Below are 4,879 nucleotides of genomic sequence, written 5' to 3'. Positions count from 1 at the left end.
CGGTTATAGCGATCACGGCCCGGCATGACCACCACTTTGCACTGCGCCAGATTCTTCCGGAAAAACCGCAGGCCTGTGTCGGATCACGGGCCGCACAGCCGTCCTTGGACAGACGGCACCATTCACGCACTCAGCCGTTTGACCGTATCGGCAAAGAAGCATTCGGAGGAAGACGCATGCAAAAGATCACAACCTGCCTGTGGTTCAACGACCAGGCCGAAGAGGCAATGAACCATTACACATCCATCTTCAAGAATTCGAAGGTGCTGAGCGTGATGCGCTGGCCCAAGGGCCATCGGGATGAGGGCAAGGTGCTGGTGACCACGTTCGAGCTCGACGGCGTGCCGTTCCAGGCGCTCAATGGCGGACCGGAATTCAATTTCACCGAAGCCATGTCGCAATCGATCGACTGCAAGACGCAGGAAGAGGTCGATCATTTCTGGGAGAGGCTTGGCGAAGGCGGCGAGCCCGGCCCATGCGGCTGGCTGAAGGACAAGTTCGGCGTCTCCTGGCAGGTCGTGCCGGAGCAGCTGCCAAGACTGCTTATGGATCCGGACAGGGCCAAGGCCGGCCGCGTCATGTCGGCGATGATGCAGATGGGCAAGATCGACATCGCCAAGATCGAGGAAGCGGCGAAGGGGTGAGAATTAGTGAATGGTGAATGGTGAATGGTGAAGCGTTAGCAGCCGCTCCTTCCCGACTACCACCCACTATTTACTACTCGCTACTCGCTACTCACTATTCACCATTCACCAGAATCACGCCGCCTTGTCGCGCACCTGATAGTCCTTCACCGCAGTGAAGCGGATCGCTTTCCAGCGCTCGGCTTCGTAGTTCAGCGAGAAGGCGTGCTGGGCGAGGAAGACCGGATCGTTGTCGAGGTCGCGGGCGATGTCGCCGCGATGCGCTTCGATGAAGCGCTGCACCTCCGCCTTGTCGTCGGCCGCGATCCAGCGGCAGACCGAGAAGCGCGACATCTCGAAATCCACCGGCAGCGTGTATTCGATGTTAAGCCGCTCCTTGAGCACATCGAGCTGCAGGGCGCCGACGACGCCGACAATGGCCGGCGAGCCGTCTTCCGGCGAGAACAGCTGCACCACGCCTTCCTCGGCCATCTGGTGCAGCGCTTCCTTCAGCTTCTTGGCCTTCATGGCGTCGCCGAGGCGCACGCGGCGCAGGATTTCCGGGGCGAAGTTCGGCACGCCGCGGAACAGTATCTCCTCGCCTTCGGTCAGCGTGTCGCCGATACGCAGCGTGCCGTGGTTGGGGATGCCGACGACGTCGCCGGCGAAAGCCTCGTCGGCGGTGACGCGGGTGCGAGCGAAGAAGAATTGCGGCGCCGAGAGCGACATCGGCTTGCCGGTGCGCACCAGCTTGGCCTTCATGCCGCGCTCCAGCGTGCCCGAGCAGACGCGCACGAAGGCGATGCGGTCGCGGTGGTTGGGGTCCATGTTGGCCTGGATCTTGAAGACGAAGGACGTCATCTTCTCCTCCGTCGCCTCCACCGTGCGGGTATCGGCCTCCTGGGCGCGCGGCGGCGGACCGTAGGCGCCGAGCGCCTCGATCAGATCGCGCACGCCGTAATTGCGCAGCGCCGAGCCGAAATAGACCGGCGTCAGATGGCCTTCGCGGAAGGCGTCGATATCGAGAGGCCGGCAGGCCTCGCGCGCCAGTTCGAGCTCCTCGATGAAGGCTTCGCGCTCATTGTCCGGCAAAAGCCCTGCGACACGGTTGGAATCCGGGCCGTTGACGGGCGTGCGCTCCTTTTCCTCATCGCCCTTGCGCACGGCGTTGAGCGCCAGGTGATAGGTGCCGGAAAACGTCCTGCCGCGGCCGATCGGCCAGGTGACGGGCGCCGTGTCGAGCGCCAGCTTCTGCTCGATCTCGTCCAGGATCTCGAACGGGTCGCGGCTCTCGCGGTCCATCTTGTTGACGAAGGTGATGATCGGGATGTCGCGCAGCCGGCAGACCTCGAACAGCTTCAGCGTGCGCGGCTCGATGCCCTTGGCGGCGTCGATGACCATGACGGCCGAGTCCACCGCCGACAGCGTGCGGTAGGTGTCGTCGGCGAAGTCCTCGTGGCCGGGCGTGTCGAGCAGGTTGAAGACGTTGCCTTCATATTCGAAGGTCATCACCGAGGTGACGACGGAGATCCCGCGCTCGCGCTCGATCTTCATCCAGTCGGACCGGGTCTGGATGCGGTCCTTCTTGGCCTTGACCTCGCCGGCGAGTTGGATGGCGCCGCCGAACAGAAGCAGCTTTTCTGTGAGCGTCGTCTTGCCCGCGTCGGGGTGGGCGATGATCGCGAAGGTGCGGCGGCGCGCAACCTCTTCAGGTATCGTTTCGGGCATATCTTCAAGGAGTTCCGTGTGACAGGCGGCGCTTCTATCAGCGCAGCGCCGGCCTGTCGACATGGGCGAGCACGCCTCGTGCCCGCCGCTCCGCATCAAGCCGGTTCGGCCGCGCTCTCCGCCCGGGCAATCTCAGGCAACCAGCCGGCAATGGCCTTGCCGATCGTGTCGGGGTGATCTTCCTGCAGGTAGTGGGCGCCAGGCCCCAGATCGATGAAACGGCAGTTCTTCAGCCCGGCCGCGAACTCCTTTGCCGCCTGCGCTGAAATCAACGCCCCCGGATCGCCGGCGAACAGCAGCTTCGGGTAGGAGGAGAGCCGCAGCGCGCGGTGATCGTGCGCGCTGATCGCGGCGACATCGGCCGGCTGGTTCTCGATCGGCAGTTCGCGCGGCAGGCGCAGCGCCGGCTTGCGCGACTGCGGCGTCGGGAACGGCGCACGGTAAGCGTCCATCTCCTCCTCGCTCATCTTGCGCAGGACCGAGGCAGGCAGGATTTTTTCGACGAAGACATTGTCCTCAAGCACCAGCTTTTCGCCGACGCCCGGCGTGCGCAACGCCTTGAAGAGCTCGCGCGCCTGGGGACGCTGGTGGAAATCCTCCCAGCGCTCGAAGGGCCGGATGAATTCCATGAAGGCAAGGCCGAGAACACGCCGCTGCCGCCGCGCGGCGAAATGGAACGCCAGCGCCGTACCCCAATCCTGGGCGACGATCACCAGGTCCTTGAGATCGAGAGCTTCGATGAAGGCGTCGAGATAGCGGATTTGATCGAAGAAGCGATAGTCGATGTCCGGCTTGCCCGACTGGCCATAGCCGATCAGGTCTGGCGCAATGCAGCGACCGAACGGCGCGACATGCGGGATTATGTTCCGCCATATGTAGGACGAAGTCGGGTTGCCGTGCAGAAACAGCACGGTCGGGCCGGCCGATCCGGCCTCCAGATAAGACATGGTGGAATCGAGCACGGCGACTCCAGAGCGCCGCGGCGGTTGTTTATCGATCGTCGAATACATCCGTATCACTCCCTTCCGAACACAGTGCTGAAGATGATTTTCTTGAACCGTTCGAGCGGTTCCGGGCTACGCTCGACCTTCATGCGCAGCATGGCGCCCTGCCAGGAGGACAGCAGGAAATCGGCGAGGTCCTCGGCATCGAAAGCCTTGGTGATCTCGCCCGCCGCCTGGCCTTCGGCGATGCAGGCCGCGAAGGGCCGGCGCCAGCGCTCGAAGATATCGACCAGCCTGAGCCGGAGCGGCTCGCTGTGCACGGCCGTTTCCAAGCTGAGATTGCCGATCATGCAGCCGCGCGCCCAGTCATGCGCTTCGAGCTTGGAGGTGATGACGTCGAGGTAGCGGCGCAGCCTGCCGATGGGCGGCGTGCCGTCGCGCGCCAGCGCATTCTCCACCAGGCCGCTGACATAAGCGAAGTAGCGTTCCAGCACCTCGCCGGCGAAGTCTTCCTTGGAGGCGAAATGGTTGGTGAAGGAGCCTGGTCGGGCGCCTGCCGCGGCAACGATGTCGCGGACGCCGGCTGCGGTGTAGCCGGAATTCCAGATGGTCTGGAAGCCGGCGTCGAGGAGGTTTTCGCGGAGTGATTGTCTGGCCATGGCGATATAATACGTACGTACGTATTGTTGTCAAGCCCGCAAGTTTGCATTGGCAAAAGCGCCCGCAAATGGCAGGTGGGGAACCTCACCGCGAACAGGGATGGAGAACAGCGTGACGAAAGCGGTTATCGTCGTCGGCGCCGGCATCATCGGCGCTTCGACCGCCTGGCATCTGACGAAGGCTGGCGCGCGGGTGACGGTGGTTTCGGAAAGCGGCGCCGGTGGTGTCGCCACGCCCAATTCCTTCGCCTGGATCAATGCCAGCTGGGGCAATCCGGAAATCTATTTCCGGCTGCGCATCCGCGCCATGGCCGAATGGAAAAGGCTGGCGAAGGACGTGCCCGGGCTGCCGCTGTCGTGGTGCGGCGGTCTTTGCTTCGACCTGCCGGCCGACAAGCTCGAAGCCTATGCGGCCGAACACTCGTCATGGGGTTATGGTATCGAGCGGGTCGACGCCAAGCGGGCGGGAGAGATCGAACCCAACCTGGTCGCGCCTCCCGATTTCGCCGTCTACGTCGCGGAGGAAGGCGTTGCCGAGCCGGTCGCGACCGCAAAGGCGCTGCTGGCCGATGCCGAACGGCTTGGCGCACGGGTGATCGCGGGCGCCGTGGACGGGCTGGTCCTCTCGAGCGGCCAGGTGACAGGCGTGATCGTTTCGGACGAAACTATCCGCGCCGATGAGGTCGTCATCGCGGCAGGCGCCGGCGCCCCGGCCATTGCCGCAACGGCCGGCATCAAGCTGCCGCTCGACACGCCGCCGGGCCTCATCGTGCATTCGCGTCCCTACAAGAAACTGCTCAACGGGCTGGTACACGCCGAAAGACTGCATATGCGCCAGACGGCGGAGGGCCGCATCATCGCCGGCTCGGATTTCGCCGGCGGCGATCCGGGCGAGAACCCGCAAACCACAGCGCGCGATTTGTTC

5 protein-coding genes are annotated in these 4,879 nt (G+C 64.0%); 2 read left to right on the top strand and 3 right to left on the bottom strand.

Annotation, left to right across the window (positions count from 1 at the left end; translation table 11 throughout):
* Window positions 1-176: 176 nt before the first annotated feature.
* On the top strand, window positions 177-644 hold the full coding sequence (locus tag EOD07_RS22525) for a VOC family protein (RefSeq protein WP_127237031.1): 468 nt from the start codon (window positions 177-179) through the stop codon (window positions 642-644).
* Window positions 645-758: 114 nt separating this feature from the next.
* On the opposite strand, the gene EOD07_RS22520 is transcribed toward EOD07_RS22525, so the two are convergent.
* The 3 genes from EOD07_RS22520 to EOD07_RS22510 all read right to left on the bottom strand — a co-directional run bounded on the left by EOD07_RS22520 (window position 759) and on the right by EOD07_RS22510 (window position 3,954).
* Window positions 759-2,351 carry a peptide chain release factor 3 gene (locus EOD07_RS22520; protein WP_073987658.1) on the bottom strand — a complete coding sequence of 531 codons (1,593 nt, stop codon included), beginning with the start codon at window positions 2,349-2,351 and terminating at the stop codon, window positions 759-761.
* 95 nt (window positions 2,352-2,446) lie between these two features.
* Complete coding sequence (locus EOD07_RS22515) at window positions 2,447-3,361, bottom strand: haloalkane dehalogenase (RefSeq protein ID WP_127237030.1); 915 nt, start codon at window positions 3,359-3,361, stop codon at window positions 2,447-2,449.
* A gap of 5 nt (window positions 3,362-3,366) precedes the next feature.
* Window positions 3,367-3,954 carry a TetR/AcrR family transcriptional regulator gene (locus tag EOD07_RS22510; protein WP_127237029.1) on the bottom strand — a complete coding sequence of 196 codons (588 nt, stop codon included), beginning with the start codon at window positions 3,952-3,954 and terminating at the stop codon, window positions 3,367-3,369.
* A gap of 100 nt (window positions 3,955-4,054) precedes the next feature.
* Between EOD07_RS22510 and EOD07_RS22505 the strand changes: the two genes are divergently transcribed.
* A partial coding sequence (locus tag EOD07_RS22505; protein WP_164772433.1) for an FAD-binding oxidoreductase occupies window positions 4,055-4,879 on the top strand: 825 nt, incomplete at its 3' end.

Source organism: Mesorhizobium sp. M2C.T.Ca.TU.002.02.1.1 (assembly GCF_003997225.1).
The sequence above is the reverse complement of the archived record's forward strand: the minus strand, read 5'-3'. Positions and strand labels throughout refer to the sequence as shown.

Bases quoted from the DNA above. Each gene is read 5' to 3' on its own strand.
- EOD07_RS22525 (WP_127237031.1), top strand. From the start codon at position 177: ATGCAAAAGATCACAACCTGCCTGTGGTTCAACGACCAGGCCGAAGAG.
- EOD07_RS22520 (WP_073987658.1), bottom strand. From the start codon at position 2,351: ATGCCCGAAACGATACCTGAAGAGGTTGCGCGCCGCCGCACCTTCGCG.
- EOD07_RS22515 (WP_127237030.1), bottom strand. From the start codon at position 3,361: ATGTATTCGACGATCGATAAACAACCGCCGCGGCGCTCTGGAGTCGCC.
- EOD07_RS22510 (WP_127237029.1), bottom strand. From the start codon at position 3,954: ATGGCCAGACAATCACTCCGCGAAAACCTCCTCGACGCCGGCTTCCAG.